The organism is Pelomonas caseinilytica, assembly GCF_021353235.1.
GTDB classification, from domain to species: Bacteria; Pseudomonadota; Gammaproteobacteria; order Burkholderiales; family Burkholderiaceae_C; genus Pelomonas; species Pelomonas caseinilytica.
This window is the reverse complement of record NZ_JAJTWT010000021.1, coordinates 20,209-46,041: the sequence shown is the minus strand read 5'-3', so window position 1 is coordinate 46,041 and position 25,833 is coordinate 20,209. Positions and strand designations below refer to the sequence as shown.

Annotated in this window: 14 protein-coding genes; 9 read left to right on the top strand and 5 right to left on the bottom strand. The window is 62.6% G+C overall.

The window, feature by feature from the left end; translation table 11 throughout:
* The first annotated feature begins 619 nt into the window (after positions 1 to 619).
* Positions 620 to 1,216, top strand: a complete 597-nt coding sequence (locus tag LXT12_RS26100) for a hypothetical protein (protein WP_233395386.1) — start codon at positions 620 to 622, stop codon at positions 1,214 to 1,216.
* Positions 1,217 to 1,773: 557 nt separating this feature from the next.
* Positions 1,774 to 2,802: a hypothetical protein gene (locus LXT12_RS26095; protein WP_233395384.1), complete on the top strand. Its 1,029-nt coding sequence runs from the start codon at positions 1,774 to 1,776 to the stop codon at positions 2,800 to 2,802.
* Between the two features lie 651 nt (positions 2,803 to 3,453).
* On the opposite strand, the gene LXT12_RS26090 is transcribed toward LXT12_RS26095, so the two are convergent.
* Complete coding sequence (locus LXT12_RS26090) at positions 3,454 to 4,059, bottom strand: hypothetical protein (RefSeq protein ID WP_233395382.1); 606 nt, start codon at positions 4,057 to 4,059, stop codon at positions 3,454 to 3,456.
* Positions 4,060 to 4,350: 291 nt separating this feature from the next.
* Here LXT12_RS26090 and LXT12_RS26085 point away from each other — a divergent pair, with 291 nt between their 5' ends.
* Entirely contained in the window at positions 4,351 to 5,418 is a 1,068-nt protein-coding gene (locus tag LXT12_RS26085; RefSeq protein ID WP_233395381.1) for a hypothetical protein, read from the top strand.
* Between the two features lie 13 nt (positions 5,419 to 5,431).
* On the opposite strand, the gene LXT12_RS26080 is transcribed toward LXT12_RS26085, so the two are convergent.
* The gene (locus LXT12_RS26080; RefSeq protein ID WP_233395375.1) at positions 5,432 to 6,058 is read right to left on the bottom strand and encodes a class I SAM-dependent methyltransferase; all 627 of its coding nucleotides are present in this window, start codon (positions 6,056 to 6,058) and stop codon (positions 5,432 to 5,434) included.
* 705 nt (positions 6,059 to 6,763) lie between these two features.
* Here LXT12_RS26080 and LXT12_RS26075 point away from each other — a divergent pair.
* The 5 genes from LXT12_RS26075 to LXT12_RS26055 are packed head-to-tail and all read left to right on the top strand — an operon-like array spanning position 6,764 to position 19,981.
* Positions 6,764 to 8,566 (top strand): AAA family ATPase, encoded by a 1,803-nt coding sequence (locus LXT12_RS26075; RefSeq protein WP_233395373.1) that lies wholly within the window; start codon positions 6,764 to 6,766, stop codon positions 8,564 to 8,566.
* Positions 8,563 to 10,122 carry a hypothetical protein gene (locus LXT12_RS26070; protein WP_233395372.1) on the top strand — a complete coding sequence of 520 codons (1,560 nt, stop codon included), beginning with the start codon at positions 8,563 to 8,565 and terminating at the stop codon, positions 10,120 to 10,122. Before LXT12_RS26075 ends, LXT12_RS26070 begins: the two co-directional genes overlap by 4 nt.
* Positions 10,116 to 15,527 carry an FtsK/SpoIIIE domain-containing protein gene (locus tag LXT12_RS26065; RefSeq protein ID WP_233395370.1) on the top strand — a complete coding sequence of 1,804 codons (5,412 nt, stop codon included), beginning with the start codon at positions 10,116 to 10,118 and terminating at the stop codon, positions 15,525 to 15,527. The genes LXT12_RS26070 and LXT12_RS26065 overlap by 7 nt, the downstream gene beginning before the upstream one ends.
* Positions 15,528 to 15,578: 51 nt before the next feature.
* Positions 15,579 to 17,942, top strand: coding sequence for a sensor histidine kinase (locus LXT12_RS26060; RefSeq protein WP_233395368.1), 2,364 nt, complete (start codon positions 15,579 to 15,581; stop codon positions 17,940 to 17,942).
* Positions 17,939 to 19,981 carry a hypothetical protein gene (locus tag LXT12_RS26055; RefSeq protein ID WP_233395366.1) on the top strand — a complete coding sequence of 681 codons (2,043 nt, stop codon included), beginning with the start codon at positions 17,939 to 17,941 and terminating at the stop codon, positions 19,979 to 19,981. The genes LXT12_RS26060 and LXT12_RS26055 overlap by 4 nt, the downstream gene beginning before the upstream one ends.
* A gap of 47 nt (positions 19,982 to 20,028) precedes the next feature.
* Here the strand turns inward: LXT12_RS26055 and LXT12_RS26050 are convergent, their stop codons facing one another.
* Genes LXT12_RS26050 through LXT12_RS26040 form a run of 3 tightly spaced genes read right to left on the bottom strand, consistent with a single transcriptional unit; the run spans position 20,029 to position 25,112 of the window.
* Positions 20,029 to 20,871, bottom strand: coding sequence for a phosphoadenosine phosphosulfate reductase family protein (locus tag LXT12_RS26050; protein ID WP_233395364.1), 843 nt, complete (start codon positions 20,869 to 20,871; stop codon positions 20,029 to 20,031).
* Positions 20,864 to 24,199, bottom strand: a complete 3,336-nt coding sequence (locus LXT12_RS26045; RefSeq protein ID WP_233395363.1) for an ATP-binding protein — start codon at positions 24,197 to 24,199, stop codon at positions 20,864 to 20,866. Before LXT12_RS26045 ends, LXT12_RS26050 begins: the two co-directional genes overlap by 8 nt.
* Positions 24,192 to 25,112, bottom strand: a complete 921-nt coding sequence (locus LXT12_RS26040) for a DUF4007 family protein (protein ID WP_233395361.1) — start codon at positions 25,110 to 25,112, stop codon at positions 24,192 to 24,194. Before LXT12_RS26040 ends, LXT12_RS26045 begins: the two co-directional genes overlap by 8 nt.
* 283 nt (positions 25,113 to 25,395) lie before the next feature.
* Between LXT12_RS26040 and LXT12_RS26035 the strand changes: the two genes are divergently transcribed.
* The gene (locus tag LXT12_RS26035; RefSeq protein WP_233395359.1) at positions 25,396 to 25,722 is read left to right on the top strand and encodes a helix-turn-helix domain-containing protein; all 327 of its coding nucleotides are present in this window, start codon (positions 25,396 to 25,398) and stop codon (positions 25,720 to 25,722) included.
* The last annotated feature ends 111 nt before the right edge of the window (positions 25,723 to 25,833 follow it).

Sequence of the window (25,833 nt, the reverse complement as noted above, 5' to 3'; positions counted from 1 at the left end):
CAGCCGCGCGCGGAAGAAGTCGTCGGTCGCCATTGCCAGCCCTCCAGAACTCCCAGAAATCAATTGCCATTGAATTTGATTCTGGGAGTTCTGACCATCGGCATTCACCCCGCATCACCAGTGCTCATGCGGGTTGCGGGCGTTTTGCAGGGCCGACTATCTTAGTGTCAGTGATGCGGTGGCAATTTTCACGGCTTCTGCGCAGGAATTAGGTCTTAATCCACAGACTGGTTCCAACACCCAAGCGCTTTTCCAGCGAGTATTGCAGAAGGTGAGGGCCAAAATCTCGGCCACCGCAGGCCTTGACAGCGCAGTAAGCTATATAAATCACTACTTCCCGCCTGCTTCTGGCGGAGGGGGAGATCCAGCGATAAATCCTCTCCCGCTGCCGGCACCTTCGCCGATACCGCTTCCGGCGCCTTCGCCGCCATCAGGTACGGTGACGGTCTCCGATCCGGTTCCAGTTCCAAGCCCACCAGGAGGTACGGTGACCGTATCGGATCCGGTTCCCGTTCCAAGTCCGCCCGAGGGTGGAGGCGGCGGTGGGGGCGGCTGCGTCGCTGTTAGCTCTTATCTTCCAGACGGCAGAATTGCTGGAGACATCTCAATAGGAGATGTGATGCATTTGGCTCACGCGCAAACCTTGGAAGATGCGATGGGCGAGGTGACTTACTCGTTAAGGAAAACCCAACCGGGCTATCGAATCGTTACACAGAGCGGCGCCTCGCTTGTCTGCTCTTCATCCGCACCTATCCCAACTACCGATGGGCTGGTGCTTGCGCCGATGCTGCTGGGGAAACGTGTTGCAACGCGTCGCGCATTAAGTACGGGCACCTACAAGTCCGAATGGGAAGTGGTGGAATCTGTGCAAGAAGTCGGGCTCATAGACGTGCAGCACATCACCGTCGGTGACCGATGCTTCTGGGCAGGCGAAAGCATGGGCGCATTCATACTTCATCACAACCTCAAGGCGGAGCCGGACCCAGGGGATCCAGATCCATGGTGGGACGACGTGCGGCACGAAAAACCGGATAGCGATTCTGCGATGTCTGCCATAACGCCGCCGCCAAAGCCGATACTTGGGGCCAATATTGACGCGTTGGGTGCTTCTTTGACGCAGGCGATGGCAGGTTTTTCCCTCACCAGTGCGGCGACTGTCGCTGCCGCGGAGGGGGCGACCTCCATTGAGATGCGACTTCTTCCACCTCAGCAGTGAGTTAGCGCTGTGCCAGGCGTGCTGGCACGCAACAGTGGAAATCAGACTCCTGTCCGGCCGAGGCAAATCTGAGCCAAAGAAAGGCCCGCGGCTTGCGCAGCGGGCCTGTCGTCGAGCCGCAGGGGCGCTCAGAAGGGTGAAGTTGACCTTCTCACTGTCAACTTACGGCCGCTTCATAGGAGGGGGCACGCAGATTTGACGGACCGAGTGATTGGTTCTGTAAACAAGTCCAGCAAAGCGCGGATTTTTGTTTACATCGCTGCGCGCGTCCAGAGGAACGGGTTGTCGGAGTCCACACACCGAGCACGCAACCTGGCAGTCCACCGCGCATCCGCTCTAAAACGCTCTTCAGCCGCTGCCGACCTGCCTGACTGCGCAGCACCTCGCGGGCGCAACCGCGGGCGCAACACCAGCAAGCTCTGACAGCGGCTCCCTGAGCCACACCTCTAGCCATTGGGCTAGATCGATGGCGTCAGAATTCCCGCCACGTTCCTTGATCAGTCTTCGAAGCTCAGCCAAGAGTTCAGCCTTGGCGTCAGTAACAGGCGAGGATTCACATGAAGACCAAAGAAGATGCGAAAGTACTTGGGGAGGAAATAAAAAAGGTTCTCCTTCAAGTCATTGATGTTCACGAAAAAGCAATTAGAAGCTTAGACGGAACTGAGCTTGCTGAGAGTTATCAGAGTCTCATCAGCAATGTAACTCGCCAAGTTCGAGATGAACTTCTACCAAGATATGAGGGTGCGAAGATTATCCTCTATGAGGACGGGCGTTCAGTCCGGGATTTTGAGTTTGAACTGAAACGCCATTGGAATAGGGCAATCAGCTCCTACGTTCGGCATTACAAGAACGCAACGCCCCCTTCAATCAAGAAGCTATTGGATTCCCCGGACTACGAGAACGCTGCTGAGGAGTACGAGCGCTTGCTGATTGGACAAGTACAGGTCTTGATAATTCCAATGCTAAAGAAGCAGCTCGCCCCAGGCGACGACTTCTACTTATTCTGTCGCGAGCTGATGGCTCAGACAGATCACGATATAGCGGTCGAAAATATTGCACAGTCGGGGATGACGCCGGCTCAGCTTGATTGCGCCTTCTTCGGCATGTTCGGCTTGTTGGTTCAAGCGGAAAGGTACGCGGAGGATGGACGAAATGCTCAGGCCTATTCAGCGTTAATTGACGCGAGCCACCTGATCGGCATGCACGAAGGAGCGTCTTATGCTATGGCTCGGTTTGACGAGGTAGCCGCCAAGCGTCACGCTAAGCAGAACTCATTGAAGAGCCGCGATGGGAAGGACAAGATTAAAATGCGCGCCGCGGAGTTGTTCTATGGGCTGGGACCCAAAGATGAGCAAGGACGCCGTTGCAAATGGGGAAGTGCAAACGACGCATTTGAAGCGGTCTGGTCTGCACTAGAAAAAGAAGCCCATGCGCAGGGGGTCAAACTAAAAATCTCGGACCGAACCATCCTGTCGCTATGCCGACGGCTGCATAAACGTGACAAGGATGGAACCGGATTTGAGATTCATGTTGAGATCATGCAAATCATGCCCGACGGCACCGAATATAGAGTGCCGGTTCTTTAGTCATCGATCGATTCGGCGCCCCCGGGGTCTGAGACGTCCAAGCTCCTCTCCCAATCACCAACTCGCCCCACGAGTCGAAATGGGTCATATTGCGACTGATGCAGGCTTGCTGGTACGCCATTTCTCTTGAGCGTGTTTAGGGAGCGAACATCTGGCTGTCCATCGAAAGTGCGCACGTACCTGTTGATCAGCTCGGACGCCGCGTGAACTTGATCTTGGTGCTCCGGTGAAAGGTGTGGCAGCACAGTTTCCCCATTTATTGGGTCACCCTCGTTGTCGCCATCGGGACGGGGAATGCTTTCAAGGGTTTTGAGTGCTCTGCGCACTTCACGGAAGGTCGGGCGCTGGAAATCCATAGTTTTGCTCCTCACAGCAAGTGGTAGAGCAATCTTGCCGATCAGAGCTGTAGCTGGCGAGCAGTTGGCTAGCAGACTGCCACACTGCTTGAGCGTCCGTCGACGCCGCGGTGGGGGCGCAGCGACCCGTACCAACGGTCGCTAGGACTTGTGACGAAGCCGGCGCGTTCGATGACCAACAGTGATCGTTGCTCCGCTGAGGTGCTGACCTCATGAGCATCCAACCACTGTGCAAGTTTGGCCATCGATTGCCGCACTACTGCTAGGCCGCCCTGGTCAACAGGGCGGCGGTCGCTCATGAATTCCCGTGCCGTGCCGCGTCCAAACTAGCCATCAGTCGGGCATGCCGCTCAAGGGCTCGTTGACTAACCAGTTCCGGCGACACGTTTGGGTCCACCAAACCCTTGCTAAAGAAGCTGGGGAAAAACTCCCGTGCCAGCGCCTCAGGCAAGTAAGCCATAGCCTTCCACTTGTACTGCCAGGCAAGAAGTTCTCGCGGAGATTCAACGACGTAGACGGGATGCTCATTCTTCTTTCGCATCAGCGGCACGGAGCGCTTAGCATCGAGCGGCCGTGGGCCTCGAACATCGTCGCCGTTGCTATCCCAGCCGATCCAGCAAGAGTAGTAGCTGATCCCATCTGGCACCGGTGTGAACTCGACGTATGGCTCATCAAGCGACGGCATTCGCGTTGCGCACACCCTCTCCATGAGACGAGTGGAGATGTTCGCCAAAGAAGTCTCGGGGGCAGTCTTAAGCCATCGCCGATAGTGCTCGAAGTTCTGAAATCCGAGCCGCTGTGCGTGGTAGTGCAGGCGCTGGCAGTGCCCTTGATCAGCCTGAGAGTCATCAGCGTGCGCGAGACTTTTGAAAGCGCGAAGAAGTTGATTGCGGTTGTACATACAAGCTCCAAATGAGGCCGCTCGCCAGGGCTCTGGCGTCACGCATGCTGCTTGCTAGATATGCGACCGAAGGGTCTTGTGGATGGTGCAACCGAAGTCAACTTTTCCCAGTGCAGCAGGGAGGCAGTTGGAGGCCTGTCCGCAGGATATCCATGCAGACGCAGGGTGTAAAGCACGGCGCCTCGGTTTGCCAGGGCTTGTACAGAAGCCGAAGGGGTCGATGCCCGATCCTCATAGGCATCCAGCCACATGCCTGGCGGCAGAATGGGCGGGACATGTCCGGAGGGAAGCATGCAACACCGTCTTATCGCAATCGTGTTCGCTCTCACGGCGACATTTGCCGGCGCTCAACAAGGGCAAAGTGGCGCCGCGAACACGCCCGCCCAGGCAGTCACCAAAGCCACTACTGCGGCGCCCTCGAGTACGAAGAGCGGCGCAGCAGCAGCGAATGCCAGCGCCGTCGCGCAACCCAGCAACGCGGCTGCCTCGGCAGCACTCACGCCTCAGGCCGATTCTGCGGCGTTGGCGCAGGCGCTCGCAAACCTTGAACTCGCGGTGTCTCGCGTTGACGGAAAGCTGCCGTCGCCATGGTGGGCAACGCCGGCCACAACCCTGCTTTCCGTCCTCATCGGTGGACTAATCTCAGCTCTCGCCGGCTGGCGACTGCAAGCACGTCTGCTCAAGCATCAGGGCCAGCAAGCAATCGACCAGGCTACGCGCGACGAGAAGCTCGCTGACAAGAAGGCTAACCATGAGGCTCGGCAGGTTCAGTTCGACTGGCACGTTCGACAGTTCATCGAACTTTACGGACCACTAAGGGCGCTCTTTGACGGGTCGAACAGGGTCTACCGGCTTATGAATGACGCTCTGATTAGCCGGGACCCCAAGCGTTTCCGAGACGCGAAAGGCATCGTCCCCGCGCAGGAACTAGACCCAGACGAACGCCTGTTCCAGATCTATGACGAGAGCCACAAAGACAAGTGGCGGAAATTTCGTACGGTGACCGATCTTGACGTCGTCTACGGTCATGGGCTTGGCGTCGACGGCTATTTTGATAGGCTTATCGAGATCGGGAACAGCATCTCCAAACTCATTGGCGAGAAGGCCGGCTTGGTCATGCCGCATCATGGGGAGCTGTTGACCGCCTTCGGCCAATATCTCGCTCACTTCGAGGTTCTCAAGGAACTGCACGCCTTATCGCGGCCTGCCGAAGCTGGATCGAATGCAACCGTCCGGCCGCCCCTCGAAGTACGCGACACGGCCGCGTTTCCCAATTCGATCCAGCGCCTCGTCAAGACTGGAGCAGACGAACTCCTTCGCAAACTGGCCGATGGTCCCGGTTCGTCGGTGAAGGCATAGCGGCAGTCCTCAATTATCGGCGGGCTAGCACGTTGATCCACCGCGGGCCGTCACTGCGCATGGCGTCCCCGGTTTCCCAGGACCGAAACACCTGCAGCCCACTTTCTATGACCGCGTCCACGAACTCAGCAGGACCGTAGTAGGTGTACTGCCGCCCGTCGCTCTGCACATGCTCTCCGACGCCAACTTGGACAGTTGCGAAGAACACGCCGCCCGGCCTGAGCGAATCACGTAGATTCCTGAGCGTCGAGTGCAGCTGGGCGCGCCTCAGATGCAGAAGCGAGGCGCACGCCCATACAGCGTCGAAAGGTGCATCCGCCTTAAACGTTTCGGCACGCCCGCTCGTGAAGTACGGACCTACGTTGGCCGACGCCAGTGCCAAGAGCTCAGGCGAGGGGTCAATGCCGAAGGCTTGGAAGCCCATCGATCGGAACGCCTTGACGTCACGGCCTGAGCCACAGCCCACGTCCAAAATGCGAGCGCCTTCACCCAACTCTTCCAGAAACGGGCGATACAGATGCTCCATAGGCACTCCGAACGTGCGTTCGAAATACGAATGGGCGTTCTGACGGTAGAACGCGTCAGTCCCGACCGACATGGACTTCGGCTTGCTGGTGGTTCGCTCGACAACGTGGTTCATGCCAGGCTCCTTTGCGAACAACTATGTGCGACAACTAGCTCATCAAGTGAGCCACCCGCCGTAGGCTGAGGTTTTTTCACATCAGCGCGTCAGGTCGCAGCGTAAACCACTGAGGTCATAGCGCCTACGGCTCGCAGGCCTCTCGTCAACGATCCTAGCCGCGGCCACCGTCTGGACCACAGCCGAGACAGCCGCCAGCGACAAATGCTCCCGCAGTGGCACCTGCCGACGTCCCACCTTGACGAGCGATCCCGAAGGCCCGGTGGACAGCTTCCAATCGTGCACCGCGGCCGTGGCCAAAGTTTGCAGTGCTGCCTCCAATCGGCAGATAGTCGGGAATGAGGGGCTGGTAGCCAACAGCGTCCCATCGGCGCTCCTGATCTTGAAGCAGACCTTGCCCGCTTCCAACTTGAGCACCACGACCCCTTCAACCACTTCATCCCCCTAAATGGGCACTACGCGATGCCTGGCCCAGCGGCGACTGATCGTAGTGCGTACCAGAAGCACGTCAGGCAGCACCCCAAGCGCTGCCCCTGAAAACGCGTGGGCCGCTCTGGATGTCGGACCGCTGCAGTCAGGTCAGAATCCCCCTAGAACGGGAGGATGAACTTGACAACGCATCAAGAGCAGCAAGTCACCGATACGCCCAGCAGCTCCTGGGTTAGATTTCTACGCAGCTACGGACCGACGCCGAACAATCTGACGATGTTCGACGAGTACGTGTCGGGCGCGCTGCGCCGGGCCAACGTCCGGCCAATCAGCCTGTCGACGCCGATGCTCGACGACATGGTCAGGCACATCGAGTCCGGAACCCCCGGATCGCTCTTGATCGCTGGCACCGCGGGCGACGGCAAGACCTACCACTGCCGGGCCCTGTGGAGCCGGATCGGCGGCGACCCGAAGGTCTGGGCAGGCAAAGAGAACGTGAAGGAGCATCGCCTGGCCGATGGCCGCATGGCAGTCTTCATCAAGGACCTCTCCGAGTTCAACGGCCAAGAGAGCGACCTGCCGTTGCAGCGCCTTGAGAAGTCGGTGCTGGGTGGAGATGACTCCGAGATCGTGATCCTGGCCGCCAACCATGGCCAGCTCCTCGATCGACTTCGCGACTTGGGCAAGCGGCAAGACCGCGTCCATCCGCTTCGCAAGCCCTTGCAGGAGCGCTTCCTGCAAGCCGGCCCCGCGCCCGACCGTCTGGCCGTCTTCGATCTCAGCCGCTCCACCAGCCGCAAGACGATCGACGAAGTCGCCAAGGCAGTCGCGAGTCATCCCGATTGGGACAACTGCGAGCGCTGCTCATTAAAGGCGGGCGGGAAGGTCTGCCCGATCGATGAGAACCGCCGCCGCCTCCTCGGCGAGGCCGATGGAGGGCAGCTCGCCCGCCGGCTCGGCGACCTGGTCGAGATCGCCCGCCTCAACGGGCTGCATCTGCCGGTGCGCGACCTGCTGGCCCTGTGCTCCAACATGGTTTTGGGCTTCGCGGATGCGAAGCTGGCCAAAGAGAACCTAATGACCTGCGCGGACGTGCCCAAGATCCAAGAGGGCGGGAATATCGGCAAGGCCAGCGTCTACGCCAACGCCTTCGGCGCGAACCTGCCCAAGCGCAGGGCCTCGGACCGTCCGGTCTTCAAAGCCATGGCGAGCTTCGGCGTGGGCGAGGAAACCACCAACGCGGCCGACGGCCTGCTGGTCTACGGCAAAGACGACTCGCGGCTGCAAGAGGATTTCGCTCGCCTGGTGGCCGCCGACCCGGTCTACGGCGCGACCGCGGATTTCCGCGCGGCCCAGGACGACTACCTCGAGGGCCACGAAGGCGCGCGACTCGAAGGCGGATCCACCGAGTTCATGGAGATGTTGGAGGACCAGCGCCGCCGGCTCTATTTCTCGCTGCCCGAGTCCGAACCAGGCTACCCCCGCTGGTCGATGACGGCCTTCCGCTTCGCGGGCGACTACCTGGACATCATCGAATCGCTCAGGGCCAAGAGGCCCGTGAGCGACGCCACGCGCGGGCGCATCGCCCGGGGCCTGAACCGAGTCATGACGGGCCTGCTCTTGGAGAACGTCGACCGCATCTTCATCGCCAGCTCCGGCGGCTTCACTCAAAGCCGCGTGAGCGTGCTCTGCGACCACGAGACGCCTTCGCGCAGGCAGGGCGGCGTCGGCATGGCCATCAAGCTCGACGAGGAGACTGGCCGCCCGCAGCTCGATGTCTCGCTCTCGCCTGGCCCCGGCAACTCGGTGGCCTTTGACCTCACGCCCATCCGCCATGAATTCCTCGCACGCGTCGCCGAAGGCGCGCTGCCGGCGAGCTTCTCCAACGAATGCCTCGAAGACCTGCTGGCCTTTAAGGCGAAGCTGCTGCGCAAGGCCGAGATCGTCCGAAAGGCCGGCTTTGCCGGCGATGACGACGAGATCGGCGGCGAGGCATCGGCCTTGACGCTCAATTTCATCGACATCGAGCCGGGCGGCCGCGGCTTCTCCCGCCCCGTGACCGTGAGGTCCCCGGCATGAGTGAGATCTTCAAACGCCCCGAGATCAAGAGCGTCGACTTCACGGTCGACGAGAACATCTGGGGCCACCGCCTCTACGACGAGCAGCTTCCGCATTTGACGGTGCTCGAGTTCCTCGGCGCCCTGGGCTCGAATCTGGATAAGCCGCTACGCCCGCATGAGGGCCTTAGCGGAGCCTTCAAGTTCCAGCCTCAACGCCAGATCCGGCTCCGAGGGCTGCTCTTCAACAACCCCTACGTCGAATCCATCGCCGAGAGCGCCCAATCCGATGAGGAGAAGTGGAGGCAGTGGTTCGAGAAGTTCGCCCAAGGCTCGACCGGCAATGGCGATGGCGCCGACGACATGGCCTACTTGCGCCATTCGTTCGCGAGCTTCGACGACTTCGCCAAGGCCGTGGAACTGCTGCGCTCTTCTTCCTTCGAGTCGCGCAGCAACAAGCGCTGGAGCTCCAAGTTCGTCTTCCCCTTCGGCCCCGACGCCCTCTACGAGGACTTGGAGATCGACTCCAAGGGCAAGATGAGCAACGACCGGCGGTTCTTCGCGCGCACCGGCGAGCTGCTCTACTTGATGCTCACACGGGCCAAGCGCGGCGCCGAGCTTGGCGACTTGCTGGCCAAGCGCCTCTTCGATCGCGAGGCGCCGATGAATCGGCTCGCCCGCGCGATGCAAGGCGCGCCGCAGCGGGCCGACGACTCCCGGCAGTCCGGCTACCTGCCCGAGGCCGCCAACCCGCGCTTCGACCAAATCTGCGAAGACTGGCTGTCGATCCTGGCCAAGGACATGCCGATCTATGACGCCTTGGAGCATCTGATCGCCATCTCCGGCCTAAACATGCTGCTCTACTTTTTAGAGCGGGCCAAGCGTGTGGCAGGCGACGACGACCCGGTCGAGATCGTCTGCGAGATCGTCTCCAAGGAGCGCACCAAGGTCCGGGCTCTTTCCGGCGACAGCTACCAGCTCAACCAGGGGCTGGCTGCCAAGGCGGTGCGGGCCCATGTCGAATCGATCCGCACGGACTTCCTCTGGGCGAAAGCCGGCGCCAGCGAGTTCCCCGAAGCCGAGCGGGTGAGGCTCATGCGCGAGCGCTTCCAGTGGCCGTCGGCGGATGGTGGGGACGATGAGGACTATTCGGGCGAGAGCCCGGAGGTGTTGGTCGGCAAGCTCACCGAACTCGCTCTGGCCCGCCACGAGCAGCACGTAGGCAAGATCCACGCGTCCTGGTCGCGGGCGATTGGTCTCAGCTCGCGGCGCCTCTCGCGGCGAACGCGCTACGCCCCCAACGACAGGCTTTTGAAGTCGATCGTGGTGGCGATCGTCGACGACCGCATGCAGTTCGACGAGTTCTTGGCGGAAGCCAAGAAGCGCTATGGCCTGGTCCTCGGCGACGCCGAAGGCGCGCGGCTGCTCGACGCGAAGCTCGTCGACCAAGAGGAGCTCAGCGAGAACCGGGACAACCTCGAAGCCCGTCTCGTGGGGTTGGGCCTAGTCCGCAGGCTCTCCGACTCCTGCTCATTTGTTGAAAACCCGTTCGCGTTCAAGGGAGAGGCCGCATGCTGACCGACCGCATCATCGGGCGCGTCGGCGCGGACATCCTCGCCAAGCGCATTGCCAACCCTGGTCAGCCGGGGGATTCCGCCGCGCTCTTCCGGCTCGACAAGCTCTCGTCGAACCAGATCGCGGCGGTGGCGCGGTCGATCCTCGCCAATCCCGACCTGCTCGCCCGCGTGGATCTCATGATCCCCGAGGCCCTGGTCAACAGCCAAGGCCTGCCGCCGGAAATCCTGATTTCGCACAACGCCGGCTATGTCCGCAACAACGCGGCGACCGCCAAGGCGGCGATCCTCACGGCCAACGGCAACGAGCACAACCTGGCTGACACACTCGGCCACGTCATGGCTATTGGCGCCAAGGAGATGCGCGCCGACCCCGACCCTTGGGTCGAGGCTGCCCTGCATACCGGCGGGCTATCGCCCGTGCCGGACGACCGCCTTGTGTTCCACGCGGCCCTGGGCGGCTTGCTGGCCTCCTCCGAGCTTTCGCTCGTCCAGCTTGGCGAGTTTTGTGCCGAGATCGTCGAGGCCATGTCCACCCGTGGACTGGCCATCCGCGACGCCGTGGGCTTCGCCTTGCCGCGGGTGGGCCTCCCCCGCGACAGCGCTCTTTTCTCCAACGCTAAGAGCTTCGGCGCGCTTCGCAAGCCTTGGCAGAAAGCCTTCGCCAAGCTTTACACCCAGCGCGCGCCGCTCCTCAAGAAACTCCGCCAAAACGGCCAGCCGCTGGATCCCGAGGAGCTCAAGGAACGCATCGCCGCCAACGCCGCCGAGATCGACGAAGCCGCGCGCCTGGCGCTCGGCGCCTTCGCTGCGGCCCCAGCTGGGGACCAAGAGGCCGCCTCCGCCCTGGCCCAATTCGAATGGGAGGCTGACGGCGTCTACCTGGCCTTCGACAAGCCTAAGGAAAGGCAGCTCGGCTTGGCCGACGCCACCGTCCGCTTCTTCGACCACGACTGCGACCAAGAGAACTCGCTCGACCCCGAGGGGCGCAAGCTCTTGGAGGACTTGAAGTCCCGCGAGCGCCGCTCCGACTTCACCGAGGAAGACGAGGAATTCTTCGTTAAGCACCGCCGACTGCTTGAGCAAGATACCAAGCTCTGCGCCCGTTGGGAGAAGGCTCTCTACGGAAAGCCCATCGAGTGCAACGACTTCTTCGATGGCTTCGCCCGCGTGGTCAACAGCCTGCATGCGGGTCTGCGGGGAGCCGAGTGCGACCGGATCCTGCGCTTCACCGTCGCCAAGGGCCGCAAAGAGTGGCGCGAGCGCTTCAACTACGACGCCGGCAGCTACTTCTCGGCGATGTATCGCGGCTTGAAGGAGCTCATGGGCTCCAAGGCCGAATGGAGGGTGGAGCGCCTCGGCAACGCGAGCCTGCCCGACCCGCTCTTTGACTACGAGGCCTTCTTCGCCAAGGAGAAGGAGCTTCGCAACGACAAGAAGAACAAGGTCCGCCCGAATTCGTCGCTCTCGCGCGTAGCTTTGCAGATCAAGTTCGACGTAGCCCTGGTCCAGGTCTCCAAGGACAAGGAGACCGTACTCTCCAAGACCCAGCTTCTGTGGAGCTACAAGCCCACTTCCATCGGCTTGTCGATGGTCGCCGACATGCGCCGCCTGTTGGAGAAGGGCGCGGTAGGCTGCACGGAAGTCCCGCGCCGCCTCGTGAGCAAGAAGGGCGGGGTGCAGAACGTCTCGCTGCTCGACACCGGCACCTTGGAGGCCACTTACTCCACGGACGCCGGCTCGCTCGTGCCGGCGGCCAACAAGCTGCGCAGCCTCAGGGCCGACATCAAGTCCCGGATCAAAGATCTGGCGGATGGCGGATACCTGACCCCGTCGCAGCGCGACGAGGTCAAGGCGTCTTGGGACAAGTTCGAGGAGGACTACATCAAGGCGATGGAGGACTTCGTCTCCATCGGGCTGCACGGCGAGGCCGTCATGCGCCAGGCTGAGTCCTATGGCGCGCTGATGTCGACCCTCATGTCGCAGGCCCGCGGCGACGTTTGCCGCTCGCGCCTGGTCTCGGAAATCCTCTCGGTCGGCACGGCCCGCGTGGCCGGCGACAACCCCGCCTTGATCATCCCGCCGTGGCATCCCGAGCGCATGAAGGCGCTGGCTGTGAAGTCCCGCCGCGTGGCGGGCTTCGCCACCCATCTGCTCTCTAGCGGCAGCATCCTTTACGGCGACCGCGAGATCTTCATGCGCGAGCTCTCCGACGAGATCGCCCACCCCTTCTATCCAGAGATCGCCGTGCTCAACCGGGCCGGCGCGCCGACGCTGGTCTCCGAGAGCAGCACGGTCAACGGCTACAGCCTCTTGGAGTCGCCAACGCGCGGCGCAGAGGATGCCATGACTGATGTGGACCCGGCCGCCGCTGCCAAGCAGGCGCGCGAGCTCTTGGAGCGCTATGTCGGTTTGCAGCCCCATGAGGCCTCCAACCTCAGCGTCGTGCTCTACAACGCTGACGCGGCCGAGCTGCCGCTGGCGACGGTGCGCGAGCTCTCCTCTATCCACGAGGACGGCAAGCTGCAATGCAGCGTGTCGGTGCGCCACTCGGACCCGGCGAAGCTTCGCAGCGTCTACGGCGAGCTGGTCAACAAGGCGGGCGACGACCCTGACCTGCCCGTGGTCAGCGAGACCAGCGACAACTTCATCTCGAAGCTGCGCATCTCGGTGACGCCGATCTCGGCGACGCCGGGCGAGAGCGCGCAGGGTTTCAAGGCCTTCGACGTGGCCTTCCTGCACGACGTGGTCTCGCGCGCCGCCCAGTCCGAATGGCTCTCGGTGCCTTGGACAAACGATCGGTCGAACCTCGAGCATGCTCCCTCGCGCTGGTCCTACCGCAGCGTCTCGGGCGAGAACGAACTCAAATCCACGACGTTTTTGACCTGCCCCTGGCAGACGGCTTCCGGCTGGGCCTACGTGTCCGCCGTGGCCGCCGTCTGCCGCCAGCTCGACGCCTTGCCTGGCGAGCGCTATTTGCCGGCCCGGCGCATCTCGCTCCAAAGCCCCGCCCTGGCCGGGATGATCAAGGATGCGCACGATCTGGCCGAGTGGATCGCCACCTACGACGAGCTGCTCGACAAGCGCCAACTCCAGCACAACGACATCACCGTCGTCCGCTACCGCCGCGGCTCTACCAACGGCCGCAACATGATCGTGAGCTCGACCTCCGAGCTCCGCCTGCTGGGCGTGCTGGTGCGCCGGCGTCTGGATGAGCTGAACTTGCAACTCGATGCGTCAGAGGTCCAAGCCGCCGCCGACAAGGCCAAGCGCGATGCGCTCTCGGTGTCCGGCGACATCGTGCTGCGGGCCGCCAAGCGCGGCGTCTCCGCGGGCGAAATGATCGGCCTGGTGCTCAGCCGCCATCTGCTCGCAGAGGAGTTCAGGGTGGCGGCGGGCGGGGGCCAGGTCTTGACCGCCTACTTCCTGCTTGACGACTACGCGAGCTGGCTCTCGCAGCCTGAAAGCCGCATCGCGGACATCCTCGCCCTCAATGTCGAGGAGCGGGAGGAAGGCGTCCGCGTGGTCATCTCGATCGTCGAATCGAAGTACGTCGCCGCCGACGGCCTCGCCAAGGCGCGGCGCGATTCCAAGGATCAGCTCCTGGCCACGCTGGGCATGTTCCGCGAGGCGCTCTTTGGCGACCCGGGCCGGCTGGACCGCGACGTGTGGCTCGCCCGCCTGGCCGACATGCTCATCGACGCCGACATCCCGCCGGGGATGACGGGCCTGATGGAGCGCGCCCGAGCAAAGCTCCGCGAGGGCGACGTTGAGATTTCGCTCCGCGGTTACTCGCACGTCTACATCCACACCTCGGACGCTGGCTCATCTTCGGCCTCCGAACAGGAGCTCTTGGAGGAGTCCGATGGGGTGAAGGCCTGGCAGGAAGTGTTCGACCGACCAGACCTTCGCAAGCTCGCCGAGGCATATGCCAAAGGTGCGGGCGGGCTCGACGCCCGCGCGGGGCTGGGAGCCCATCAACCCTGGGACGGCCACGGCTTCAAGAAGCCAGCGCCTCGCGTCCCCTGGCTTGCCGCCATGGGCCAACTCGCCAGCGGCGTTGCCGACGCCATCATTGAAGCCGGGACCGGGCAAGAGGGGGTCGTAGCGATGTCTACGACCAGCGGCCCGGAGCAAGAGCCTGCGGTTCCTGCCCAAAGCACGTCACAAGCCGACGCCGCAGCGCCCGCTTCGGCCCAGGCGGCAGCGCCCAGGCCGGCATCGTCCGCGAACCTTGGCGCTGCGCTCTCCGAGCTCGTCGCTTCCAAGTTCACCGGCGGCTCACAGTCGGATGCCGAGCGAGAGGAGTGGGCCCAGGAAGTCACCAAGAAGCTCAAGGCCGCACTCAACAGCTACGGGTTGCAGGCAGCGATCCTCGGGACGCGGCTGACGCCCAATGGCTGCCTAGTGCGCCTCGCAGGTTCTGACCGGCTGCGCGTCGAGGACATCGAAAACAAGCGCACGCAGCTCCTGACCACGCACGCGATCAATCTCGTTACGGTCCAGCCCAAGCCCGGCGAGATCGTGGTGACTGTCGCTGGCTCCAAGCGCCAGGCCGTGTCGCTCTGGGAGCTCTGGTCGCGCCGCGAGCTCAACCGCAATGTCGCAGGCATCAACACGTCCTTCCTCTTGGGCCTCCAAGAGATCAACGGCGCGCTGCTGTATCTGAACCTCGGCGCGGAGTTCGGCGGTCTCTCATCCCACGAGCCGCATTCGCTGGTGGCCGGCGCGACCGGCAGCGGCAAGTCGGTGCTGATCCAGGCTTTGATTTTGGACATCGCCGCGACGAACTCCAAAGACCTGGCTCAGCTCATCTTGATTGACCCCAAGATGGGAGTCGACTACGCCCCGCTGGCTGACTTGCCGCACATGCGCGGCGAGATCCTCACCACGAAGGAGAAGGCAGGCGAGGTGCTCGAGGCCCTGGTGCAGGAGATGGAGGACCGCTACCGCGCGTTCGCCAAGGCTCGGGCCCGTGATCTGCCGACCTACAACGCCAAGGTCTCACCGGAAGAGCGTTTGCCGATGGTCTTCCTGGTCCACGACGAGTTCGCGGACTGGATGCTTGACGACGCCTACAAGGGCGCGGTGGGGGCGGCCGTGCAGCGGCTGGGCGTGAAGGCGCGCGCGGCTGGCATCCATCTGATCTTTGCGGCTCAGCGCCCCGACAAAGACGTGATGCCCATGCAGCTTCGTGAGAACCTGGGCAACCGCCTGATCTTGAAGGTCTCCAGCGAGGCGACATCGAAGATCGCGCTAGACCGCCCGGGAGCCGAGCTGCTCTTGGGGCGCGGGCACCTGGCTGCCAAGCTCAATGGGGAGCAAGGCTTGGTGTTCGCACAAGCACCGTTCCTGTCGGATCAAGACATTGAGGCGGCCGTCGCGGCGATCACGAGGGAGCAGACGTGAAGACGTGGAAGGAAGGCAGCATGCCGTGTCAGAAGAGCGCCGAGGTGATGCATGACTGAAGAGACTCGACGGCCGCAGCCGTTTCGAATTGCAGCTCGCGCGATGCGGCAGCTCGGGGCGGAGCTGATCACGTCGGACGAGATGGCGCTGTACGAGCTCATCAAGAACGGCTTTGACGCCAAGTCGCCGCGCACGACCGTCGCGATATCGGCGCCCGCCGATTCGGCCGCTGTAGCGCTTGTCCGAGAGCAGCTTTCGACGGGCCGCGTGTCCGTGCAGGTCGCGCTTGAGCGGCTTGAGAAGACGTTGTCCTCGGATCTGACCATCGAGCAGCGAGTCAGTGCGCTGCAGCAGTTCAAGGAGCATGGGACCTCCGTGGTGGCGCTGACCCGGTACCTCGACGCTTTTCTTCGTCATGACTTTTGGATCGAGGTCGCCGACACAGGTTCGGGCATGTCAGCCGATGATCTGCGCGACAAGTTCATGATGGTGGGGACCCCCAACAAGCTGATCGAAAAGGCGCAGGCGGATCGAACCATCCTGGGCGAGAAGGGCATCGGGCGGCTCTCGATGATGAAGCTGGGGCAGCGGGCGGTGGTCCGTTCGAAGAAGGCTGGCGCGGAGTCTTGGAATTCGATCGACTTCGACTGGAAGAAGTTCGACGCTCCTGGTGCTGAACTGGGCGATGTGCTCTTCGAAGTCCAGGAAGGCGAGGCAGCCGATGAGTCTGTGAAAGGGACGGATATCCACGTCACCGAACTGTTGGCCAACTGGTCCGCCGCGAAGGTGAACGAGTTCCTGAACAAATACGTCCGCCGCCTCCAAGATCCGTTCGCTAAACCCCGGCGCCCCTATCCGATCGATGTTCTGCTGAACGGCCATCGACTCCCGATCACGCCCATTCCCTCGTGGTTGCTCGATGTAGCGCAGTTCCGGTGCGAGATCAGCTTCACACCGGACCTCGCCGACACGCGTTCGGTGGCACTGCGCCGGGAAGTGACCTGGAAGGGGGGATCGAGCGCGGAGACCCGGACCTGGACTCTGGATGAGCTTGCCGCGCTGGTGGGGGTGCCTGTGGAGACCTGCCGCAACCTCGGTCCGTTCACCGCTTCATGCTACTGGTTCAACCGCAAGCTGCTCGTCGGAACCGTGGAGCACCCCAAGTCCCGGATGCTCGCAGAGCTCAACGTGTGGTGCGGTGGCTTCGCGGTCTATCGGGACGGGTTCCGGGTCGGCCAGACCGGCGGCATGGAAGACGATTGGCTGGAGTGGGACGGCAAGGCGCTGAAGACCAAGGGTTTCATGCTGAACCGGTACCAAACCGTGGGTGCCGTCTCCATCACCTCGAAGGGCAACCCGCGGCTCATCGACGCTGCGAATCGGGAGCGCTTGATTTCCTGCCCTGAACAGACGCTCTTGGTCGGGCTGCTTGGCGACATCATCGTCAGCGACCTGCGCTCTCATATCGACGCGATCAAGCAGGTCGAGGTCAAACAGGCGATCGAGGAGGAATCGGCAGAGGAGAGCCTGAAGCGATCCGAGGTTTCGCTGAAGAACACGCTGCAGACCGTCGAGGAGATCGCCCGAGCCGTTCCGTCGTCAGTGCAGCCGCAGATCGAAGACGTGCGCCGAGCGCTGCAGTCGCAGGTCGAGTACGTGGAGACCATCAGGGGGGCGCTGCAGCTTGCGCGCGAGACGAGGGTCGAACTGCTTGAGCTGGCGAACATCGGATTGGTGGTGGAGATCGTTGTTCACGAACTGACCCGGCTGACGCAGAGCACGGGCGATTTGCTGCTCAGCCTGCGCAAGGCCACGGCGGCTGACGCGCCTCTAGTGGGACTGATCGACAATCTGCAGTCACAGATAAAGGCCACCAGCAAGCGGATCAGCTCCGTGGACGTGCTGAGCCCGTCTGGACGCAACCGTCGGGAGAAGTTCAACGTCGTCGCGCAACTGAAGACCGTCGTCAGCGGCTTCGAGGCGCGGTTTCAGCGTCATTCGGTCGAGTGCGAGGTGCTGGTCGACGGCGAGCCGGCGATATCGCAGGTCTACGAGGTTCGTCTGGTGCGCGGACTGATCGCGCAGGTCCTGGAGAACCTGTTGACCAACTCGGTGTACTGGGTCCAGCAGGGGCTCAAGCGCGGAGAGGATCGGCGGCGCATCGTCGTCGAGCTCGATACCCGTGCGAGCGTTGTCATGGTCACCGACAACGGACCTGGCATTGACCCGTCGCATGGCGAGTCCATCTTCCGGCCCTACTTCAGCATGAGAAAGAGAGGCAAGGGGCTCGGCCTGTACATCGCACGTGAACTGGTCGAGTACCACGGCGGAAAACTACATCTTGATGCGAGCGGCGAGGCCGATGGGCGGCTCCGAACGTTCGTCCTTGAGCTGCCCAGGGAGGGTGAAGCGTGATCGATCAGAACGCACAAGGCGAGGGCGGTGCAGGCGCGGAGGTCGGTGATGCCGACCCACAGTTCCACGCTGTCGAACAAGCGCAAGAGGAACCACTTCCGCCGTCGGACCCCAAGGTCATTTTGGTAGTCGATGACGAACTCTGCCAGTTGACCCGGGCTCATGTGCGGCGTCTGGCCGGAGATTTCTACAACACGATCGAGGACATCAACGATCCGACGTTTAACAACCTTTGGGATGTGGCCAGGGCGGTGGAGGGGCTGGCTGCGGACGATTGGGATCTCGATGCAGCGTCGGCCTACCTCACTGGCGAGGACGCCGTGTCACGTGTGTTGCTGGCGCCGGAGTTCGATCGGATTGCGGGGAAGCTTCTTCAGGACTTGCTTAGCCCGTTCCTGGTCAGGGCCAGATGGGCGGCGAATCTGAAGCAGGTCTTCCAGGAGGCCTTCCCGGCGCCGGCGTTTGATTTGCGGTTCCTGCCGGGGCCGCGGCCAGGTTTTGATGACTTAGCGCATTGCGCAGCAGTCTTCCTGGACCTGTTCCTTGAGCAAGGTGAGGCGTCCCCTGTTCGCGTCGTGCAGGACTACCTGAGAAAACTGGCCATCGACGCTGGAGAAGCGGTCCTTCCGCCTCTGGTGCTGATGTCTTCGCACCCCGAGTTGGAGCAGTCCAAGCTGGGATTCAGCGAGCATGCCGGTATCAGTGCTGCGGGCCTGATGGTGCTTCCCAAAGACGCTTTGATGGAGCCGGAGTTTCGGGCATCCGGTTTGACGCTGGCGTTCAAGCAACTGGACCGACAGAAGCACGTGGCACATGCGCTGAGGCGTTTCATGGCGGCGTGGCTCGAGGCGCTCGATGCCGCGAAGGCGAAGACTGCCCGCACGTTGTGGAACCTCGACGCATCGGCGATGCAGCAGATCCACTTGGCCTCGATCAGCGATGACGATCCCTACGATGAGCACCTGAACGAGTTTCTCAGCCGAGAACACTTGTTCCATGTCGAATCGCAGATACAGGTTGGTCGGAGCGTGGCGGAGCTCGACAAGCAGTTTCGTGCCCAACTCAGCGCAGATGGAAAGATCGAACACCGGTTGATGTCGCCATTGGCGGACGTCAAGACTGCGCGTTCGTTCGTTTCCCACTTCACGTGGTTTGGATCGGCGCTCCCAGCAAGCTTTACTGGCGTGGAGGGGGGGGACGCTGAAGCAGCGAGGCGCATCAGCCGCTTGTTGCCGTTTGGCAGTGTCCTGGTTCAGGAGCAGATCGGCGATGGAAGTCTTTGCCTGTTGCACATCACGCAGCAGTGTGACCTGAATGGCATCAGCCGGGATGGGGATGCTTCCCGCACCCTGGTGTTCGCGAGAGCGACCGCGAGCGAGCTGCGGGCTGCATCCAACCCGATAGTGAAGACCACGGACTTGGTCGCGAAGAGCTTGCGTGTCGGGCTCGGGGCCGAAGAACGCGAGTTCGACCTTCAAGTTAACGTGGGAGAGCTTCTCGCCATGCCGCTTCGGGAGTTCCTTGCGCGAGCGCGGGAGCAGGGCTGGCGTGTCGCAGGTCGCCTGCGCAGCGACATCACCAACCACGTGGTTGCGGCCACCACCAATCAGATGTCCCGGCCCGCATCGCAGAAGATGATTCGACCAGGCTTGCTCAAGGCCAAGGTGTTCTTGCAGTTCGCCACGTTCCCAGGCGGGAAGATGGCGTTGATCGACAAGGAGTCCACCGAAGCACAGAAACCCGCGAAGGTCTTCTCCGTGATGCGCGACGGCGACCGCTATAGCCTCGAGGACAGTGCGTCTATCGAGACGGCGCTCTGGCTCGTCCACCATGCGACCACAATCGGACTTGAGCTCGACGCCGATCTGCTGTCCGGAGCCCTGCGTCGTGGCTGGGCATCAGCAGTCGAGCTGCCTGGTGGTTTGCGAGTTCGCGTGCGGGAGTGCGAGTCACTTCGCAACGCCTACACCGGCCTTGTGCGGGGTGACATCGGGCAGGGTGGCGCCCAATTGACTTTCGTGTTCGAGAAGCACCCCTAACGGGGACGGTGGATGCCTCGGGGACGGTGCGTGCGGCAGTCTCCAGCCTACTTGTGGCAGACGGCGCAGGAGCCGTTGCCTTCATCAACACCATACACGTCATCGATGTCCTCGGGGCAGGCCTTGACCGGTCGCAAGGGATTGAGGGGAATGCTCTTGCGGATGCGTGCGCGGCGGATCTCGTACTCGGCTTCAATCTCCGCCACGCGCTCCGGGCGTTCCATGTCGGAGAGCGACTCTCCTTTGGACCAAGTGAAGGGCGAGCCGTGCTCCAACGCGTCCTTCTCCAAGGCCTTGGCGGCCTCGTAGGCGTCTGGATGCCTCTCGCGGAGGCGTACCCATTCGATCTTCTGCTGGAAGAAGCAGAAGGTGCAGCCGCTGCGAGAACGCCACTCGTAATACTTGGGGTAGCCGACGCCGGAGTTCTCCAAGATGTCGATGACCCCTGCCTTGTCGATGCCGGCCTCGCGGAACGGCAGCTTGACGAAGAGGTTCTCCGCCTTGGCTGCATAGCCCTCTCGGTAATCTTCATCTGCCCGAATCGCGACGTAGGACGTGACCTTGTCGCCGGCTGCCAGCATCGGCCGAACCCACTCCTCGAACGGAGCTAGCTTCAACTTCCGGGTACACCAACGCGAATTTGGATTGGGCAGGAAATGGTTGTATTGGCGCAGCCAAAACTTGAAGTCGCGATTGGGGTTCAGCCGCAGGATCGGCTTGTGCAGCTTGCCTTCGAGCTTGGCAAGGAACTCGTAGACCTCGGGGAGCTCTTCGCCGGTGTCGGTGTAGAAGTAGTCGATGTCGAGCTCAGGGTGCTTGGCGGCCATGTAAACGGCGAGCGCTGCGCTGTCCTTTCCGCCTGAGATCCCCAGAACATGCCGCTCAGCCATTGGCCGCCTCCTTGTCGATGGACGCCAGCTTCATCCCGGCCTTGGCCAAGATCGCCAGCAATACGTCGGACCCCAAGCCTTGGCCTTCGAGCATCGAGGCGAGCTCGTCGGCTTTGGCCTCCACAGTCTTGCGATGGCGATCAGAGATCGCGAATGAGCGCGAGATGGTCTTCGTGTCGGCGCCCGCGCCGATGACGATCGCGATGGCTTCGCTGTGCGCCTTGCGCCCCTGCACGGCCGCGAAAGCCTCCGACTCGCGGAAGCGCCGGGCGAGCTTGGCCAGCTCCAATACGGCTGCATCGATATGGCGGTCCACCCAGTCGCGAGGAGGCCTTTCGGCCGCCAGGGCCAGGATGCCTTCGAGCGAGGCGCGCGATCCGTCGTAGTTGGCCAGGCGCGTAGCGAAGGCATCCATCTGGAAATCGCCCGAGATGCCGGAGACCGACTTAGCCCGCTCGCGTAGGGCCTCAAGGTCGTCGCGGCTCGCGTCGAGGGCGGAGAGCATCTTGGCTTCGACTCCCGAAAGCATCTTGCCGTAAGCGCCGGCGAGTTCCTGCAGCGGCGCGCGCAGCGCCTTCACGTAGGCCTTGCCGTCGGCGGCGCCCAGAAGAGACGCCAGGTCGACGAACAAGACCTTGTGCGGGTCGCTGGCCTTCAAGAGCATGTCGCGCATGTCCTTGGCGGTCTGTCCCAGCCGCGAGGTCCGGCGCGCCCACTCTGGCAAGTTGAAGACCATCGCCACCAAGCCGCGGGCAGCCTCGAGCGGGTCGGCCGCGCCGGCGTTCTCGCCGATCTCGGCCAGCAGCTTCGAAATCCCTTCAAGGATCCTGTTTTTGTCCTCGTCGATGGCCACCCATCGAAGCGAGAAGCGGTCGGGGTCTTGCAGGCACTCGTCGATGTCGAAGTCGGTTAGTCGGGGCACAAACATCCCGTCTTTGTAGACGGCAATGTTGGCCTTGTGAGCGAGCAGGAAGGCTGTGAGGATCACCGGCTGGATGCCAAGCTTCATGCCAAACGGCGGCGCGCTCCACAGCGCGTAGATCTCGTGGGCTCCGATGCGGGCGTCGGCATCCGCGAAAAGCGCGCGGGTGGCTTCCCACAGCGGCTCGAAGCCTACGGCGAAGCCGTGGCCCGGCGGCATGCATCGCCATGCACCTGAGGCGTCTTGGCGATGCAGCTCGGTGCGTTTGAGTAGCGTGTCGTAGAGGCCGCGCTCGGCCGGGTAGCCTTCGAAGCCCAAGGCCTCTTGGCCTTCGGCGTTGATCATCGCGTGCAGCAGGTCGCCCCGCGCCCTCACGCTGTTGCTTGACACGCTGTCGCGGTTGACCAGTTCGCTCCATACAGGGGGCGAGTGAGCGAAGAGCTTGTCGGCCAGTTCCGAGGCCACGGGCGAGAGCTTGGTGCCAGGCTCCACGACTTCATCCGAGCCGTCGTGCCACTTCGCCAGCGACACGGCGGCTTGCAGCTGGTCTTCCAGGTCGGCGCGAGTCGCGGCTAGTCGGGCGTACACCTCGCGGCGGGCGACGGCGTCGCCCGAGAGCTCGTGGCGATCCTTCACTTGCTCTAATGCCACCAACTCAGCCGAGAGCTCGGCGATGCGCGCGTGATTCTCAGGAATGCCGATCATCACCGGCCAGGGGCGAAGCTTGGCGCAGGCTTGCGCTCGCTTCCTTGCGTCTCTGGGCTTCATGCCCTTGCTTGGCAGCGCGAGGATGAAGGCGCCGAACTCGCCCTTCTTGGGGCGGTAATCGGCAGCGACCTTCTCGGCTTGTTCGATGCTGCACAGCGAGAGTTCCATCCAGCGCATTGAGCCGGTCTCGTGGTAGTGGCGCTTAGCCACCACGGGATGCAGGCCCATGAGCTGCGCCAGACGCGCGTAGTCGATGCCAGGCGAGGCGGCCAGGGCTTGGGCGATGGCGGCGTCGATGTCGAAGTCGCTGCCCTCGAACACCGACCAAGCGCCGGTGTAGCTCTTGTAGAGGGCGACCTTGAGATCGGAGAGCCTTTTGAGCGCCTCGTCAAGCTGCTCGCGAGTCCTGTCGTAGAAGAGGGCGTCGATCACCGTGGCGTCGGCCGCCAGTCCCGACCCGTTCCGGAAGAGGTCGATGACCGCGATGTTCTTGATCATCGACACGAGCAAGGCATCGCCCGTCCTGGCTTCGGCCCGCTCGACCGCTTCGACGGCCTGCGACCAGCGATGCCCGTCAGGCGAGGCCAGGATCGCCGGCTCCAAGTTCGAGCGCAGGTAGTCCCAGTAATCGCTCGGTCGATACCAGCTCGCCTCGTCCTTGAGCGTTGAGTTCAGGTAGGAGCGGAAGCCATGCGGCTCCACCGACGACAAGAAGCCGAAGGTGCTGCGCTCGTTTTGGCCGAACTGCCGCTTGGAGATCGGGCCCAGCAGCGCGGCCATGGCCGGATGCAGCGGCCAGCAGGCCTCCAAGGCCTTGGCGAAGTCCTTGCCCACGGCGGGCCGGCGCGAGCGGATCGCCTCGGCGATGGCGACGGAGGCGTCGGCCATCCAGTCGGGGCGCATCTTGGCTTCGATCGCGCGGCCGATGAGTTCGACCACTTCGTCGCTCGCGGCCACGAAGGGCAGGTCGACATAGCGGCCTTGGACCTTGGCCCAGTCGTCTCTGGTGTCGATGCCCAGCCGGGCCGAATACTGGGCGAAGGACTGATGCAGCACCCCCACGACCACCAGGCGGCCTTCGGAGCGCGCGGCGGCTTCAGCCAGTTCCTGGAAGAAGTAGACATCGTCCCCGGAGCCCAGGGCGGAGGCCTCCAGGAACTTGCCCATCTCGTCGATGATGACCAGCGCGCCGTCATGCGGGCGGCTCTTGGCCTCTTCGAGAAGTTCGGCGATCAACGATTGGGCGGTCGGCTTACTGCGGCCGTCGACGTTGCGGCCCTGCGCGCGGCGCAGAGACGCATGCAGCTCAGAGACCACGCTTCCCCGCCGGCCCACCGCCGGCACGAGAAGCCATCCCTTGCGCACGGGGAAGGTCTTGTCGAAAGCGGGCTTGGAATCCAAGCGCAGCGCATCGCGTGCCTTAGTCCGCAGGTTCTTGTCGGGGTGCAGCGCACTCGCCAAGGCCACAGCCAGCGAGCTCTTGCCGCCGCCGAAGGGGCCCGTCCAGGTGAAGCATCGTTGGTTAGTGCCCGCGAGCTGCTTGCACATGCCGTCGACCACGGAGGCTGCCGTCGCATGGCAGATGTAGCCGGCGAGGGCGTCGGCTCGGCCAATGTCGGCGTCGACGCGGATGGAGCGCTGGTATTGGCGCGAGATTTGGACGATGTCCGACAGCATCAGGTGCTTCTTGTCACTCATAGGCGCGCCTGATCATGTTCTTAATTTCTTCTTTGGACAGCTCCTTGCGGTGGACCTGCCTGAGACCCGCGGAGTCGGTCCATTCGAGCTTTCGCCCGGTAGTGTCGGAGAGGCCAATCAGCCGTTGGGCGACCGACTCCTCATCGAGTTTGAAGACCCGCCCAGGGGAGCCCTCTGCGTAGGCTACTGCTTCGAAGGCTAGGGAGCTTTGACCCTTGGCCGTCTTGTCCCAAAAGTCGACGAGGGCATACGCGAAGACGCCGTCATGCAGAGAGGCCTTGGGTCCGCGGCGGAAGGCGTATTGGCCCTTGTGCACTTCCTGCAACAGGCCCAATTCGCCCAGCAGTGGCTCGGCGAAGTCTTCAGGTGAGCCGCCGGCCGCGCGTGGGGCATAGCTGCGAAGGCACGTCTCCAAATCTCGAGAGATCGTCGACGCCGAAAGGCGGTGCTTGGGATCAAGTTCCCTGGCGTAGCGAGCGAGGGGCTCTTCGAGCTCTTGGCGCGTGAAAGTAGGTGCAGTCACATGGTTAAAAAGCCAATGCCAAGTAGTTGAGCGGAAGCAGTGGCCCGCGAGCTGCCAATGGGCCAACCATGCGGTCGATGGGCTTTCCGCATAGGGGTCGAGCCCCCCGTCCTGAAGGATTTCTGCGGCAAGGCGGCTGATGCGGAAGCCATCATCTGCTTCATACATGACCCCACAAGCAAGGGCCCAATGCCTGATAGACGCGACCATGTTCTTGCCGACGCCGAAGGAGGCGATCGCGTTCTCGTCGGCGAACGTTGACTTGCGGATAAATCCCCCATCGGTCGCTTCGTCAAAAGCCTTCTTGAGCCACATCTGCCGTAGCGGAAACGTCTCATGCCCGGAGAAGTGGGCCGGTGGCCCCCCCTTGCTGCCCGTTGTGCTTTTCATGCGCCGATTCTAGAAGTCGAGCGAGCCGGACTGGAGGAATCCGCCAGTCGGAGTTTCCTCCAGTGTACTGTCGATATCAACAGTTGTTTCATGCCGGCGAGCGTCGAACCCGGTGATCGCTCGCGGTACCTGCGTGATCGCCGTCCACGAGTCGTTCGGTCTGCCCCGCGAGATTTCCCCGCGCCGGCTGCCTTCGGTGGGGCGACACCCACGCTAACGCACCTTATAAGGTGTAGTCCTTTAAGGTGCATGGTGCGCCAATGCGGGCCGGAAACGACCCGCGATGAGTCTCAAGTCAGCACCACCCAACTTTGGCCAAGCGCTACGCGCAGTTCGGCTGCAGCGTGGGCTGTCTCAGGAGGATTTCGACGAGGTTTCCGGGCGCACCTACATGAGTCGCTTAGAGAACCAAGGGGCTGTCCCGTCGATCTTGAAGGTCGCCCAGTTGGCACAGACGATGGATGTTCATCCATTGACCCTCCTCACGTTGTCTTTCTGTGAGAAGGGAAGCGCGTCTGAGGTCAACAAGCTACTGGCGGTGGTAAGCGAGGAGATAGCCTCGTTCACGAACTTGCGCCTCGGTGCGCGCGAGCGTCGGCGGAGCGTGTGAGTCGGAAGGTCAGTGCGGCAGCCGCTGCTATCGGTGCCGAGCTAGTCGATCTGCGCATAACTGCGGGACTGAGCCGGTGTGCACTGGCGGAGCAGATTGGCATCCAAGTCG

What these genes read in the sequence shown, in the direction of transcription:
- LXT12_RS26100 (WP_233395386.1), top strand. Translation starts at nt 620, where the DNA reads ATGCATTTGGCTCACGCGCAAACCTTGGAAGATGCGATGGGCGAGGTG.
- LXT12_RS26095 (WP_233395384.1), top strand. Translation starts at nt 1,774, where the DNA reads ATGAAGACCAAAGAAGATGCGAAAGTACTTGGGGAGGAAATAAAAAAG.
- LXT12_RS26090 (WP_233395382.1), bottom strand. Translation starts at nt 4,059, where the DNA reads ATGTACAACCGCAATCAACTTCTTCGCGCTTTCAAAAGTCTCGCGCAC.
- LXT12_RS26085 (WP_233395381.1), top strand. Translation starts at nt 4,351, where the DNA reads ATGCAACACCGTCTTATCGCAATCGTGTTCGCTCTCACGGCGACATTT.
- LXT12_RS26080 (WP_233395375.1), bottom strand. Translation starts at nt 6,058, where the DNA reads ATGAACCACGTTGTCGAGCGAACCACCAGCAAGCCGAAGTCCATGTCG.
- LXT12_RS26075 (WP_233395373.1), top strand. Translation starts at nt 6,764, where the DNA reads ATGTTCGACGAGTACGTGTCGGGCGCGCTGCGCCGGGCCAACGTCCGG.
- LXT12_RS26070 (WP_233395372.1), top strand. Translation starts at nt 8,563, where the DNA reads ATGAGTGAGATCTTCAAACGCCCCGAGATCAAGAGCGTCGACTTCACG.
- LXT12_RS26065 (WP_233395370.1), top strand. Translation starts at nt 10,116, where the DNA reads ATGCTGACCGACCGCATCATCGGGCGCGTCGGCGCGGACATCCTCGCC.
- LXT12_RS26060 (WP_233395368.1), top strand. Translation starts at nt 15,579, where the DNA reads ATGACTGAAGAGACTCGACGGCCGCAGCCGTTTCGAATTGCAGCTCGC.
- LXT12_RS26050 (WP_233395364.1), bottom strand. Translation starts at nt 20,871, where the DNA reads ATGGCTGAGCGGCATGTTCTGGGGATCTCAGGCGGAAAGGACAGCGCA.
- LXT12_RS26045 (WP_233395363.1), bottom strand. Translation starts at nt 24,199, where the DNA reads ATGAGTGACAAGAAGCACCTGATGCTGTCGGACATCGTCCAAATCTCG.
- LXT12_RS26040 (WP_233395361.1), bottom strand. Translation starts at nt 25,112, where the DNA reads ATGAAAAGCACAACGGGCAGCAAGGGGGGGCCACCGGCCCACTTCTCC.
- LXT12_RS26035 (WP_233395359.1), top strand. Translation starts at nt 25,396, where the DNA reads ATGAGTCTCAAGTCAGCACCACCCAACTTTGGCCAAGCGCTACGCGCA.